Source organism: Psychrobacter sp. AOP7-C1-14 (assembly GCF_052376135.1).
Lineage (GTDB): Bacteria > Pseudomonadota > Gammaproteobacteria > Pseudomonadales > Moraxellaceae > Psychrobacter.
The window spans coordinates 111634-126231 of sequence record NZ_JBQSVH010000004.1 but is presented as its reverse complement, the minus strand read 5'-3'; the positions used below and the strand labels follow the sequence as shown (position 1 = coordinate 126231).

Sequence of the window (14598 nt, the reverse complement as noted above, 5' to 3'; positions counted from 1 at the left end):
TAGCCTTATATTTAGTCGAGTGGGCAAATCTGTTATGATAGACCCACAGTATCACTCCCTTTTGTTTCCTTTATTTGACGATATAGAGCGCTTTGACACTATGACTGATTCGATTAGAGAATTGACCATCCTTCAGCCAGATGACTGGCATATTCACTTGCGTGACGATCTCGCTTTGAGCACGACCGTACCTCATGCCGCAAGCAGCTTTAACCGTGTCATCTGTATGCCAAACCTTGTGCCTCCAGTCAAAAATGCGCAGGAGGCTATTGCCTACCGCACACGTATCATGGAGCAGTTAGCAGCTAGTGATTTGAGTCTTGAGCGCAAGTCAGCGTTTGATCCACGTATGACGCTATATTTAACAGATAATACCACTGCACAAGATATCGAATTGGCAGCGCAGTCAGGTATCGTACAAGCAGTTAAGCTCTATCCTGCTGGAGCGACTACCAACTCCGCAGATGGTGTCACCAATATCAACGCCTGCGTCGATGTCTTTGAAGCACTAGAAAAGTACAATTTGCCATTGCTAATCCATGGTGAAGTGACCCAAGACCATATAGATATCTTTGATCGCGAAAAGCGTTTCTTAGATGAAGTGCTGGCTCAAATTATCGTAAAATTCCCTACATTAAAAATAGTGGTAGAGCACATCACTACCAGCGATGCAGCAGATTTTGTATTGTCACAAGGTAACCACGTTGCTGCGACTATTACGCCGCAGCATCTAATGTTTAATCGTAATCATCTATTGGTTGGTGGTATCAAACCGCACTTTTATTGCCTACCTATTTTAAAGCGTGAGAGCCACCAAAAAGTGCTGTTGGATGTGGCCACTAGTGGTAATCCAAAGTTCTTCTTAGGTACTGATTCTGCGCCACATGCGACAGACAAAAAAGAAGCCGCTTGTGGCTGTGCGGGTTGCTATAGTGCAGCGACGGCGCTGCCTTTGTACGCGACCGCCTTCGATAGTGTTGGAAAAATAGATAAGTTAGAGGGCTTTGCCAGTCGCTTTGGTGCCCAGTTCTATGGTCTACCTCTGAATGAAAGCACTATCACACTTGTCAACACGCCTATGCAAGTACCGACCGACTATCCTTACTTTGATGGCGCATCATTGACACCCTTGATGGCAGGTGAAACGCTACCTTGGTCAATTAAAGCCTAACGCCCGCAAAGAAAACTTAGCATTCAATACATGACCTATTATTTGATCCTATGATATTAATGACACCTTTGTACTAGATTATTTTGTATTAAAGGTTTAATTAATATCATAGGATGCTTATTTTTATTTAATATATTAGTACGACTGATAAAAGTGATTTAACTTTATATGACCAATCAAAACATAGCGGCCTTGCCTGACAAAGACCTATCAAACCCTAAATCTGCGAGCTTTGATACCACGCTAGATACTTCTCATGAAGACGTAGCCTCAGCGGCAGATGAGCAAGCGCCTATGGCATTAAAAGACCGTTTTCGTAAGTTCTTACCTGTCGTCGTCGACGTGGAAACAGCAGGCTTTAATGCACAGACCGACGCCCTATTAGAGATTGCCTGTATCCCTGTGCTACTTAATGAGCAAGGTGTATTTTACCCAGGTGAAGCTCTCAACGCTCATATTGAGCCTTTCGAGGGCGCAAACTTAGAGCCAAGTGCTCTTGACTTTACCGGTATTGATCCTAAAAACCCAATGCGTAAAGCTATTGCGGAAGATGAGAAGACAGCGTTGCGCCGTATTTTTAAAGGGTTAAAAGACGTACGCCGTGATGAAGAGTGCCGCCAGTGTGTCTTAATTGGACACAATGCTCATTTTGATTTAGCTTTTTTAAATGCCGCCGTGCTACGAACCAATAGTAAAAATCACAATCCATTTCATAATTTTTCAGTATTCGATACCGTCACTTTATCAGCCTTAGCCTTTGGTCAAACTGTTCTCGCGCGCGCTTGTAAAGCAGCTGGATTGGAGTTTGATGGCAAGAATGCTCACTCAGCTCTATATGACACTCAAAAGACTGCTGAGCTATTTTGTCACATACTAAATAACTACCCGATGCTGGCCAATGCGCTGCATAACGAAGATACGAAAGAAGAGTCAGCTGACAACGACCGTAAATAAGTCACATAACCTATATTGCCAATCAGACATAATAGTGCTATTTGTAATACTTGATAACTTTAACATCTTGATTTGGCAATCAATAGGGATATGATTAATATTGTGATAAATAAACGGAACTATTTCAGCAATTACAGATGTGGTCATTTCGGCTGATACGAATGACTATCTGATTATAAAATGTCACTCTTAAGTGATATGGTTGTATCCTATAGATGGTTTAAGTTGCTCACACTGTCTTGATAGCAAACCCTATCAAGATTAATAGGAGGGACTTTATTATGGATCCACAGCTCAAGTTATGGGGTACTATACTCGGTTATATGCTGCTTGCATTGACGATTAGCGCCTGTACTTCTTTATGGATTCGCTATCATTTGAAGAGAAACGACCTACATCCTCGTCGCGCAATTAAAAAAAGATATTTAATTTTAAAAAGACGTAGAAAAAGGCTTGACAGAAGACGCCGACACTATTAGAATACGCACCACTTCAGCATAAATGGTGAAAGCAGTTGAAGTGTTGTTACTAGTCCCCATCGTCTAGAGGCCTAGGACACCGCCCTTTCACGGCGGTAACGGGGGTTCGAATCCCCCTGGGGACGCCACTATTTGGCGTCACTTATTAGCACTTTTGCTTAGCATTAGATTAGACTGATAAGCGTACCACCAAAAACCCAGTTCATAATATATTATGAACTGGGTTTTTTTATGCCCACCACTAAAAGCTCAGTTATTCTTTTCAATAAAAAGGCCAGCATCAATCGATGCTGGCTTTTTTGTTTGGCTATCTTATTAAGTAAGTATAAATATAACTTAGTTTGATGCGAAACGTTAATAATATTAGTAGATTAAAGCAGTAACCACAATAACGTCGCAACTATCATCAATCCTAATATCGTCTGGATTAAGAAGAACGCTTGATGCTGTCCTACAACCTTACTAAGAGTCACCCCTAGCGTACTGTATTTGACAGGCGGTGTATCAATGTTACCTATCCTATTTTGTTCTTCATAGTAGCCTTGCAGTACGTCTAAGAACTTTTGCCACTCATCAGAATCCCACTCATAAGGCTTAAATGGCATTAACTGCTTAAGTTCAGGCTCTTTAGTCATCCAGCGCTCAAGAGTAATCGAACGTAACGACCAACTGGCAAAGCGACGCTTGGTAATTGCAGAAAAATCCAAAATCTTTAACTCTTTGTGTCGATCATCTACTATTAAACGATTTTTTAGATTGGTTAACGCCTGCTCTGATCCTTCAACGCACTGTAAAAAGTAACCATTGCCGTAGCAAAGAATACCGGTAACATTATCTATTTGATTGCGTTCAACTGCGGTCTCTGAAATATCATTAAGTGTGCTAGGACTTGAAAGACCAGTAGAAGTAATCCGGCTTATATATACAAGCTGGCAGAGATCTGTCGTTACTGGATTTGTTGAACCGTTGATTGTTGACAATCAGCTTCTCCCTATTATTGGGTAAATGTCGCTAAAACAATCATACTAACTTCAGAAAAATATAGAGACAACATAACTGCGCGTCATGAATTAGTCTGATATATTATTGATTTTATAAGTTTTTATATTAATTGTATTAAGTTAGTTACATCATAGGTTAGTTTAGTCATCAAAGCAACCTATTATCGAATGTAAGCCTTTTCAGATACAAAAAACACTTATCATCACGATATTTAACCCATAGTAAATGATACGTTTTCTATCTTTCCGTGATAGAAAACATACAATATGTTCAAAATATTTTGGCAACTTCAAGAGGAGATACAATGATTGGTAATATTGTGAGCTTTGCCATGATCGCTACTGATTGCAAATAGAGCAAAGCTGATGCTTATTGATGGAGGCCGAAGTGCAGATAAATCAAGACTGGAGAGCCATAATGGCTGTTAGTAGTGCGGCATCATCAGGATAAGTTAGCTTAATATTTTGGCGACTACCAGAGACTAGTCGTATTGGTAGTTCTAGTTGTTCAAAGGCACTGGCCTCATCTGTAATGCTTAATTGGTGCTCAGATACATGATTGAGGACTTTCTTTAATTGACCTAAACGAAATACTTGCGGCGTTTGTGCTTGCCACATATTGCTACGATCGATAGTAGATTTAGTATAAGAATGCAGACGACTCTCTTCTATAGTGGTAGCTTTCTGATAAGAAGCTTTCAACGTATCGGCCACTGGTGTCGCTAAGATAGCACCATAAGGCTCTACCATCGCAGCTACTACTACTTTATCGATATCTGAGCTTGGTACAGCAGGACGTGCCGCATCATGAATGAGTACCAAGTCTGAATCATCAGCGCCTGCCTGACTAATTGCCTCAACGCCTGCCTGTACTGATTGCCAACGTTCTGCTCCGCCGAATGCATAGCGTACAGGAAGTGCAAACTCTAACTGTTGAGCCGTGCTGTCATCTGCCGATATGACCAATAGACACTTATTAATATAATTACTACAAGCAAGTCGTGCCACGCTATGCTGCAATAGTGTCTGACCTTCTAGCGTTGTATATTGCTTGGCAATAGACGCACCAAAACGGCTGCCGCGACCAGCTGCAACGATCATGGCATGTATATTAGGAGTTGTATTCATAGTATTGTACTCATGGTTGAGCCCATGACAGTATATATAAAGAGAAATAAAGCAGGTGTTAAGTATAGTGAATGGTATCAGATAATAACGGTTTGATACTGCGTCATAGAATTAATGTATGTCGTAACCGCTAGTATACCTATAAAAGTCAGTATATTCGTAAAAACTAGTAGTTGCTATGCGTGGTTGGTGCAGTAGATACTTGGACAAAAGTTTCATTTGGTTTGATTAAACCTAAGTCTAAGCGAGCATGCTCTTCTACGGCCTCAAGTCCCATTTTTAAATCTTGAACATCGGTACGTAACAAGTTATTTGCCGCGACTTGATTGTCATTTAAACGTTGTTGCTCTTCAATTTGAGCCGTTAATTTATTGTGTTCAAAGCGACCATTTTCACCCAACCAATATTGATACTGCAATCCTAAAAGCACTGCAACGGCTAAAGCAAGTAGCATGAATTGGCTAAAGTATTTCATAAGATAGTAACGCCAAACGATATGAAAGAAGGGATAGTAAAGTTTAAGCTGATTAGGCGATATATAAATGTTATATATCACCTAAATATTGACTTCAGCTTATGATTCTAGGCTTTCTAACGTATATTATACGTCAAAAAGCCGGTCAGAGTCTTAGCCACGTAGACCGATAAACTCTTCACGGCCACGGTAGCTTGCACGTACTTGCTGCTCAATACGTAGCAACTGGTTGTACTTCGCTACTCGGTCAGAACGGCATAGTGAGCCTGTTTTGATTTGACCAGCTGCTGTACCCACTGCCAAGTCTGCAATGGTGCTGTCTTCCGTTTCACCTGAACGATGTGAAATGATGGTTGCATAGCCATTTTTCTTCGCCATATAAATCGCATCTAGCGTTTCTGACAAGGTACCAATTTGGTTGAATTTAATCAAAATTGCATTAGCAATATGCTTATCGATACCTTCTTGCAAGATTGAAGGATTGGTCACAAACAGATCATCACCAACCAACTGGACCTTATCACCAATTTGCTCGGTCAAATACTTCCAGCCATCCCAATCCGACTCATCCAGACCATCCTCGATAGAGATAATAGGATACTGACGTGCTAGCCCAACTAGATAGTCTGAGAAACCTTGGCTATCAAATGCTTTGTTACCTTCGCCTGCCAAGACATATTGACCGTTTTTGTAAAACTCACTGGCCGCACAATCTAGCGCAAGATGAATATCTTCGCCAGCCTTATAGCCGACTTGTTCAATCGCTTGCATGATAACTGTGATGGCTTCTTCGTTACTACGTAGGTTCGGTGCAAAACCACCTTCATCACCAACGGCAGTGTTTAAACCTTGTGATTTTAATACAGATTTCAAGCTATGGAAAATCTCTGTACCAGCACGCAACGCTTCTGAGAAGCTGGTGAAGCCTACAGGCTCAATCATAAACTCTTGGATATCAACGGTGTTGTCCGCGTGCTCGCCACCATTCAAGATGTTCATCATCGGCACAGGCATGGTCAACGACGTTTGATTACGTAGATTGGCGATGTATTGATGCAATGGCAGGTTCTGTGACTTGGCCGCTGCTTTGGCCGTAGCAAGTGACACAGCTAACATGGCATTAGCACCCAAGCTTTCTTTGTTTTCTGTACCATCTAATGCAATCATAGCATCGTCAATGGCCTGTTGCTCAGTCACATCTTTGTCAATCAAGGCGCTGCGGATTTGACTGTTGACATTAGAAACGGCTTTTTTGACGCCTTTGCCCATAAAACGGGTCTTGTCGCCATCACGTAGCTCAAGTGCTTCACGTGAGCCTGTTGATGCGCCACTTGGAGCAGCAGCACGGCCGACAGTACCGTCAGCTAAGATAACATCAGCTTCGATAGTTGGGTTGCCGCGCGAGTCTAAAATTTCACGAGCGCGAATGTCTTTAATTGCGGTGACGTTGTTGGTTTCTTCAGCGTACATAATGTCTGTTAATTCCTTTGGTCATGCCAAGTTTGTGAGATAAATAAAGGCAGCTAGCATACAAAAAAGATAAAGCAAAATATCATATAGCGCACAATCCTAAAAACCTTTTATACTCCTCTATCTTGTGACTATAGTTGCCTAACAATTAGAGGTATATGGAGCAGATTAATAGTCGGCTATAGTGCTTGGCATCATAGCATATATTTCACCAAACTTCCCTTATCTTACACTGACTTGCGGTCATAAAAACAATCTTAAAGATGCATATACGCGATAGCTGAAGCTTTTGTACTTATAGAAAACCTAAGCAAATATAACAGCTACCCTTCCGCTAAGCGTTCTTCATCCATATGAGATATGGATACTGTATTGTCTAACTCAACCTTGGTCTCAAAACGTGTCAATCGTAGTGCATTCATTAGTACTGAGATGGAGCTGAGCGCCATGGCGGCAGCCGCAATCATCGGATTTAAAAACCCAAACGCAGCAAGCGGAATACCAAGACAGTTATAAATGAAGGCAAAAAACAGATTTTGCTTGATATTGCGTAGCGTCGCTTGAGCGATTTTTTGTGCCGCATTAATATGCATGAGAGACTCACCCATTAGACGTGCAGAGGCACTATGCTGAGCGACGTCAGTTCCTTCAAACATCGCAAAACTGGCATCGGCAGTGGCCATCGCTGGTGCATCGTTGACGCCGTCTCCTGCCATCGCTACCTTATGACCAGCAGTTTGCAATAATGCAATTTGACTGGCCTTATCACGTGGACTCATCTTGCCATAAGCCTTATCAATACCCAACTGCCCTGCTACATGATCGACGACGGACTGCTTATCACCACTCATCAGAATCACATTAATACCCGCATCTTGTAAGGCAGTGATTGCTTGCGGGGTATCCTCTTTTAAATCATCAGCTAAGGCAAATGCACCTAATGGCTCATCATTAATACTAATTGCGACGGTGCTAGCAATTTGCCATACTTTTGGCATAAATTTTGGTAGTGCTAAATTCGCAAACTCTGCTGTCCCAACTTTTATAAGCCCAAGCCCTTCGATATTGGCTTGTATACCGGCACCTTTTATTACACTGATGTCAGTCACATTAAACAGAGGTAGTTGGCGATCCTTGGCCGTATTGACGAGAGCAGTTGCTAGTGGATGGCTGGCATGCGCTTCGACACTGGCCGCAATCTGCAATACATCATTAACAGCAAGTGACTTATCCACCATAACATGGTCGACGATAGTCGGTCTTCCAATAGTTAATGTACCTGTTTTATCGAGTACTACCGTATCGATATTACCTGCCACCTCAAGGCTTTGTGCATCTTTGAACCAGACGCCATGACGAGCGGCAACGCCCATGCCAGCCATAATCGCCGCTGGTGTGGCTAAACCAAGCGCACAAGGACAAGCAATGACCAATACTGATACGGCATGCATTAAAGCCGTATCAACCATACCTGTTAGCCACCATGTGACCCCAAAGGTAACCAATGCAATCGTTACTACCACAGGGACAAAGACAGCCGTTACTCGATCAGCGAGACGAGCCAGGTTGGCTTTTGAGCCTTGTGCCTCACTTAACGCTCGTACCATATCGCCAAGCTTAGTATCGCTGCCCTTCGCATTGACACGATATAGCAGACTCCCGTTCTCGACCAAGGCACCTGCTAGCAATCCATCACCTTGCTCTTTTTTGAGTGCGACTGATTCACCAGTCAAATGACTCTCTACGCACCATCCGCTACCTTCTATGACGCTACCATCTGTAGCGACGCGGCTACCTTGTTTTGCACGTAGGACATCACCTATTTGCACATCAGACAACGCAATATCATGAAAATCACCATTTGGCTGCTGCTGCTCTACTTTATCAGGCGTTAGTGATAATAATAAATCAATACTGTTTAGACTGTGCTTCTTAGTACGTTCCTCTAAGTATTTACCCGTACGCACGAAAGCAATGACCATCACCCCTGCTTCAAAATATACGGCTGGGCTATTACTAATGCCATGCCCACTTTGCAACAGACTGTTTAGAGTACCATCGCCGTGCGTGAGCCATAAATAAGTCGAATATGCCCATATCGTCACTGTACCGATAACTACCAGCACATCCATATTGGCAAGGCCGCCTTTGATAGATGCCCATGCGCTTTTATAAAACGGTAATGCTAAGCCAAACTGTACCACTGTCGCTAAAACAAATTGAGCCCAGATCGGTAGCATCCACGCCATACCAAAACCTGTCAGCATACCTGCCATACCTACCAAAAATGGCACCAAACAAATCCATAATCCGATCAAACGCCATGGATATTGAGTGGTTGTATCTTCATCAGTCTGAGCAAATAAGCTATCGCCTGCCTGTACGTTGGCAACGAAACCTGTTTTATTCACCCACTCTGTCAGCTGCTTGGGTGTCGTCTGGGTAGGATCATAGTCAACATTGGCAGTCTCGCCAGCAAAACTCACACTTACCTCGTACACCGAAGGTTTCTTGTTAAGCACCTTTTCGATTCTTGAGGCGCAGGCCTGACAGGTCATGCCGTCAATCGCTAATTGCAGATGCGCACGTTGCGGTGTAAGTGGCGTATTGGACTCAATGTCAGTTTCGACATCGTAAGACTCATCTTTGGTAGTACTGGCGGTATCGTTCATAAATAAAACTCGTCATGGTGCCTATAAATTCATAGGGACCACGATAAAATATCAGTGGGTGGGCAAAAAATTCAAACAAAGTAATTGGGTAATATCGTATTCAGCATTAATATTTTAGACAAAGTAGTAAAACATTAATGCCGAATACTCATAATCGTTAATCATTAAAAAACCAGCTATCATGCTCGCAATAACATGTTAGCTGGTTCTGTAAATATATGACGAAGTTTATGAGTTAGCGACTGTCGCCTCAAACCCAGCATCGTCAATAGCCGAAGCAATAGCCTCTGCACTGGTTTTGCCATCATCAAAGGTTACTGTCGCTAAGTTATCAGCAAGGTCAACGGTAATAGTCTCTAATCCATCAATATCGGCTGTCGCCGTATGTACGCTTGCTATGCATCCGCCACAAGTCATACCATCAATTTTAATAATACGTGTTTGGTCTGCCATATCGGGCTCCTTATTTTTATTGGTAACAGGCAGCTCTAATAGTGATTCTGTTAATGCTAACTTTGATATATCTTTTAATTTATTAAAGTAAAGCAAATCATCAGAGCTACAGTAAATAAGCATAAGCCCTATTACTTTCGACGACAAGACCATTTGGTTGTTACTTTATTAATGAGTCAGTAACTTATTAATAAAAACGTAAAAAAGCTCATCAACAAACTTGTAATAATACTGTTTGTAATTATAAATCGTGATGATGCGGATTCTGCGGTGAGTCAATAGGAAATGGCTGAGTCACATAATCCACCATACTAATCGCCGCTGTCAAAGCATGGATACTAGTATCTGTATCATCATAGCTCACCGTTGCAACATTATGTTTGGGATCCAAATTGATAGCAGTCACGCCTGAGATATTCTTAAGAGCGGTCATTATGCTATCTAAACCTTCTGCATCATCGATATTTTCGATGCTTACTTGTGTCATCTGAATTGCCATTGTATAGCCCTCTTATCACTTACCGTACTAATGAGTATCTAATACTTCAAAACCTTTGACTAAGTCATCAATTTGCTTGAGCTGACGCAAGAACGGCTCTAATTGGCTCATACGCAGCGCACATGGACCATCGCATTTTGCAGTTTCTGGATTTGGATGCGCTTCCAAAAACAACCCTGCTAACCCTGTAGCCATACCTGCACGAGCAAGCGTTGTAATCTGCTCACGACGTCCACCAGCGCTGTCACTACGTGCACCTGGCTGCTGTAGGCTATGGGTTACATCAAAAAATACCGGAATATCCATCTGCTTCATGGTATCAAAACCAAGCATATCAACGACCAGATTATTATATCCAAAGGCACTACCACGCTCACAAAGTATGAGCTTATCATTACCGCCCTCTAAGCACTTATTGACGATATGACGCATTTCATGGGGGGCCAAAAACTGCGCCTTTTTAATGTTAATAATGGCATCTGTTTTTGCCATCGCATGTACTAGGTCCGTCTGACGTGACAAAAACGCAGGTAGCTGAATAATATCAGCCACTTCAGCGACTGGTGCTGCTTGATAGGGTTCATGCACATCCGTGATAATCGGTACTTGGAATTTTTCTTTGATTTGACCTAACCAATCGATCCCCTGCTCTAAACCAGGTCCACGGTACGAATGTAGACTTGAACGATTGGCTTTATCAAAGCTCGCTTTAAAAACATAGTCGATACCTAGGCGCTGGCAAATATCAACATACTGCTCAGCAATCTCAAACGCCAATTCTTTAGACTCTAAAACATTCATACCACCGAACAATACGAAAGGCTGGTCGTTACCAATGTTAATCGTATCGTTGCTAGGAGTATTAAGCGTGATATGTGATTGCGCGGACAATAAATTTTCCATGAAGCCGTTACCTCTTATTTTGTTATTGATATGTCTGTCCCATATTGTAACCGATAGCCCAATTAAAAAAAGTATGCAAGCGTAATTAGACGTCATTAGTCAAAATGATTACTGGCTAATAACAACAAACAGTTTAAATTAAGCAAAAAAAAGACCGATCCGAAGATCAGTCTTTTTTAATAAATACTTTTACTCTGCACTACTTTATAAGAGTTACTTTTCTATAAGAACTACTTTGTTTCGCTATGGTTCTTAGCAGCTTTTACAAAGCTATTAAACAGTGGATGACCACCACGTGGAGAGCTAGTGAACTCTGGATGGAACTGTACAGCAACAAACCATGGATGCTCAGAAATCTCAACCGACTCTACCAAATGCTGCTTGGCAGAATAACCAGATATGGTCATACCTGCTTGCTCTAATGGCTCGATGTAACGGTTATTCATCTCATAGCGATGACGATGACGCTCAGTGATATTGCTCGCACCGTAAATTTGGCTTAGCTTACTACCAGAAACCAGTTCTGCTTGCTGTGCGCCTAGACGCATCGTGCCGCCAAGGTCTGAATCATCACTACGAATCTGTAACTCGCCGCGCTCATCTAACCACTCAGTGATCAGACCAATGATAGGCTCAGCGGTCTTACGATCAAACTCAGAAGAGTTGGCATTAATATTAAGTACATTACGCGCATACTCAATCACAGCCAACTGCATACCAAGGCAAATGCCTAGATACGGAACATTATTTTCACGAGCATAAGTGATGGCTTTTATCTTACCCATCGTACCGCGCTCACCAAAACCGCCTGGTACTAAGATAGCATCAGCATCGTTTAGCTGCGCAAGTAAAGTGTCATCATCTTCTAGACGTTCAGCATCGATGTAGTCAATCTTCACATCTACTTTATGCGTGATACCTGCGTGTAGCAACGCTTCGTTAATAGACTTATAAGCATCTGGTAGCTCAACATATTTGCCAACCATTGCAACAGTCACTGCTCCTTCTGGATTCAACTGGGCTTCAACCACTTTGTCCCAATCGCTCAAATCAGCTTCAGGCACATCAAGACCGAAACGCTCACAGATTAAATCATCAAGATCTTGCTCGTGTAAGGTGCGCGGTATCTGATAAATACTTTGGGCATCTTCACACATGATGACCGCACGCTCTTCTACATTGGTAAATAGCGCAATTTTGCGACGGTTGTCTTGTGAGATATGATGATCAGAGCGGCAAATTAAGATATCAGGCTGTAGGCCAATAGAGCGCAGCTCTTTTACTGAATGCTGCGTTGGCTTAGTTTTGGTTTCACCCGCGCTAGCAATATAAGGTACTAAAGTAAGATGCATTAGCATAGCTCTATTACGGCCAAGCTCTACTTGCATCTGACGTACGGCTTCCATGAAAGGAAGTGATTCGATATCACCAACCGTACCGCCAATCTCGATAATAGCGATATCATACCCTTCGCCACTGGCAAGGATTTTGTTTTTGATTTCATCAGTAATATGCGGAATAACCTGTACAGTGCCGCCTAGATACTCACCACGACGTTCTTTATTCAACACGTTCTGATAAATACGACCACTGGTAAAGTTATTACTCTTACTCATTTTTGAGTGACGTAAAAAGCGCTCGTAATAACCCAAATCTAAATCGGTCTCTGCGCCATCTTCAGTGACGAATACTTCACCATGCTGGAACGGGCTCATTGTACCTGGATCGACGTTAATATACGGATCCATTTTGGTCATCGTGACAGTCACGCCACGTGCTTCTAAGACCGCTGCAAGAGAAGCTGCGGTGATACCTTTTCCTAGTGAGGACACTACCCCACCGGTCACGAATATAAACTTGGTCATAGTACTCTGTCGGTAATTGGTAAAGAAGGATTTTACTAAAAATACGCCATAAAATATAGGGCAAAAATGCAAACTGTCTGAAACTCTTATGTTTTCGTGCTGGTAGCAAACATTTTTCTATTATTAAAACGCTACGCAACAAAAAACTCACCCCGAAGGATGAGTTTTTTGTTGCGTTGTCTAATATTTTTTAGAATTTATATTCTAAACCGCCACCGATAGCGAATACATCCGCATCACCGCGTGCAACAACTTCTTCAGAAGTATTGTCGTCATAGTCTCTGACTACTAAGAGACCATTTTCTAAATCTGCAGAGTTTTTACCGATATAAGCATGTGCAATCATATTGTCTTTAAATTTATACTTACCGCCCAATACGATCTGGTCAGAATCATTGCCGCCTAGACCTGCTAAGTTCTCAGTCTTATCATACTGTAGGTAAACAGAAGCTGGACGTGAGAAGTTGGTTAGACCCATTTCAGCACTGACCACCAAACCTTTCTCTTCATCGTTTGAGTCATCAAAATCTACTTGTTGGTATAGCGCGCCTAACTTCACTGGATAAGCCACGTATTTACCTAGGTCGACACTAGCACTACCGCGTAAAATTTCACCTGTGACACTCATATCTTTGTCATACCCAACACCTGCGGTAAAACCAGTACCTGGATCGAACATTAACGAAGCACCGAAGCCACTATCGCGATCACTACTATCAGAAACAAAAGACTCATCAGCGCCATACTGTAGTGCAAGCTCTACTGGTAAATCGTTGTATTTGGGAGCAATCCACACGATTGAGTTATTGATACGCTCACCATCAGTCAAGGTAAGTGCTTCAGTTAGTGTGTTGCTATTACCTAAAGAGCTCGAACCAATGTTATCCCAATACCCTTCATTTACAGTCACATTGTTAACATAATCAGAGACTGAATAGTTACGACCGAATCGGAATTGGCCAAAGTTTTCGTTGTTTAAACCCAGATAAGTGTCGCGACTTTTGAAACCAATGTTATCTGAACCACTGTCATCGATTTTAATACCATACTCTAATTGATAGATGACGTCTGTATTGGCAGTTATTGCTTCAGATCCTTTGAACCCTAAACGTGAAGAGTGTGAGCTAACTTGTACAGAGTCGTTATCTTCATTGACATAGATAGCATCATTTGGCAAATCCATCGACTGGCGATCAAGTTCAGCATTGACATAGTTAGCAGTCACAAATGCCTTACCGTAGACAGTTGGGGCTGCTTGAACAGTAGAAACTGATAGCGTTGCAATTGCTGAAGCTAAAAGTAATTTTTTCAAAGGATATCTCCACTTTACGATTTGAGTGATAAATGGTCTAAGATCATTAGATATGTAATAGTTTCAGGTTGTATACCTTTGAAACCATAATATATAGCGAGCCATAAGAACTGCTTAGACATAACTTTACCAAGCAAATATTACAGTAAGATGAAAAAACCAAAGTTTACATAGTAGCTATGATTCTTTATGACATAAAAAAACTCACCCCGAAGG

12 protein-coding genes and 1 tRNA gene are annotated in these 14598 nt (G+C 42.0%); 3 read left to right on the top strand and 10 right to left on the bottom strand.

Features of this window, described 5'->3' with window-relative positions:
- Nucleotides 1-100 precede the first annotated feature (100 nt).
- The 3 genes from pyrC to ACT3QN_RS05105 all read left to right on the top strand — a co-directional run bounded on the left by pyrC (nt 101) and on the right by ACT3QN_RS05105 (nt 2732).
- Nucleotides 101-1171: a dihydroorotase gene (gene pyrC / locus ACT3QN_RS05115; RefSeq protein ID WP_444522481.1), complete on the top strand. Its 1071-nt coding sequence runs from the start codon at nt 101-103 to the stop codon at nt 1169-1171.
- A 168-nt stretch (nt 1172-1339) separates the two neighbouring features.
- Nucleotides 1340-2125, top strand: coding sequence for a ribonuclease T (gene rnt / locus ACT3QN_RS05110; protein ID WP_444522480.1), 786 nt, complete (start codon nt 1340-1342; stop codon nt 2123-2125).
- Nucleotides 2126-2656: 531 nt separating this feature from the next.
- A tRNA-Glu gene (locus tag ACT3QN_RS05105) sits at nt 2657-2732 on the top strand.
- 243 nt (nt 2733-2975) lie between these two features.
- On the opposite strand, the gene ACT3QN_RS05100 is transcribed toward ACT3QN_RS05105, so the two are convergent.
- The 10 genes from ACT3QN_RS05100 to ACT3QN_RS05055 form a co-directional block, all read right to left on the bottom strand.
- Nucleotides 2976-3584, bottom strand: a complete 609-nt coding sequence (locus tag ACT3QN_RS05100) for a BLUF domain-containing protein (protein ID WP_444520514.1) — start codon at nt 3582-3584, stop codon at nt 2976-2978.
- Between the two features lie 420 nt (nt 3585-4004).
- Nucleotides 4005-4733 carry a 2-C-methyl-D-erythritol 4-phosphate cytidylyltransferase gene (gene ispD, locus ACT3QN_RS05095; protein WP_444522479.1) on the bottom strand — a complete coding sequence of 243 codons (729 nt, stop codon included), beginning with the start codon at nt 4731-4733 and terminating at the stop codon, nt 4005-4007.
- Between the two features lie 166 nt (nt 4734-4899).
- Nucleotides 4900-5208, bottom strand: coding sequence for a septum formation initiator family protein (locus tag ACT3QN_RS05090; RefSeq protein WP_444522478.1), 309 nt, complete (start codon nt 5206-5208; stop codon nt 4900-4902).
- A gap of 153 nt (nt 5209-5361) precedes the next feature.
- Nucleotides 5362-6678: a phosphopyruvate hydratase gene (gene eno / locus ACT3QN_RS05085; protein ID WP_444520511.1), complete on the bottom strand. Its 1317-nt coding sequence runs from the start codon at nt 6676-6678 to the stop codon at nt 5362-5364.
- 323 nt (nt 6679-7001) lie between these two features.
- Nucleotides 7002-9350, bottom strand: coding sequence for a heavy metal translocating P-type ATPase (locus ACT3QN_RS05080; RefSeq protein WP_444522477.1), 2349 nt, complete (start codon nt 9348-9350; stop codon nt 7002-7004).
- Nucleotides 9351-9578: 228 nt separating this feature from the next.
- On the bottom strand, nt 9579-9803 hold the full coding sequence (locus ACT3QN_RS05075; protein WP_444522476.1) for a heavy-metal-associated domain-containing protein: 225 nt from the start codon (nt 9801-9803) through the stop codon (nt 9579-9581).
- A gap of 241 nt (nt 9804-10044) precedes the next feature.
- The gene (locus tag ACT3QN_RS05070; protein WP_444522475.1) at nt 10045-10302 is read right to left on the bottom strand and encodes a heavy-metal-associated domain-containing protein; all 258 of its coding nucleotides are present in this window, start codon (nt 10300-10302) and stop codon (nt 10045-10047) included.
- A 27-nt stretch (nt 10303-10329) separates the two neighbouring features.
- Entirely contained in the window at nt 10330-11205 is an 876-nt protein-coding gene (kdsA, locus tag ACT3QN_RS05065; protein ID WP_444522474.1) for a 3-deoxy-8-phosphooctulonate synthase, read from the bottom strand.
- Between the two features lie 230 nt (nt 11206-11435).
- Nucleotides 11436-13070 (bottom strand): CTP synthase, encoded by a 1635-nt coding sequence (locus ACT3QN_RS05060; protein WP_444522473.1) that lies wholly within the window; start codon nt 13068-13070, stop codon nt 11436-11438.
- A gap of 190 nt (nt 13071-13260) precedes the next feature.
- Nucleotides 13261-14382 (bottom strand): porin, encoded by a 1122-nt coding sequence (locus ACT3QN_RS05055; protein WP_444522472.1) that lies wholly within the window; start codon nt 14380-14382, stop codon nt 13261-13263.
- Nucleotides 14383-14598: the final 216 nt, after the last annotated feature.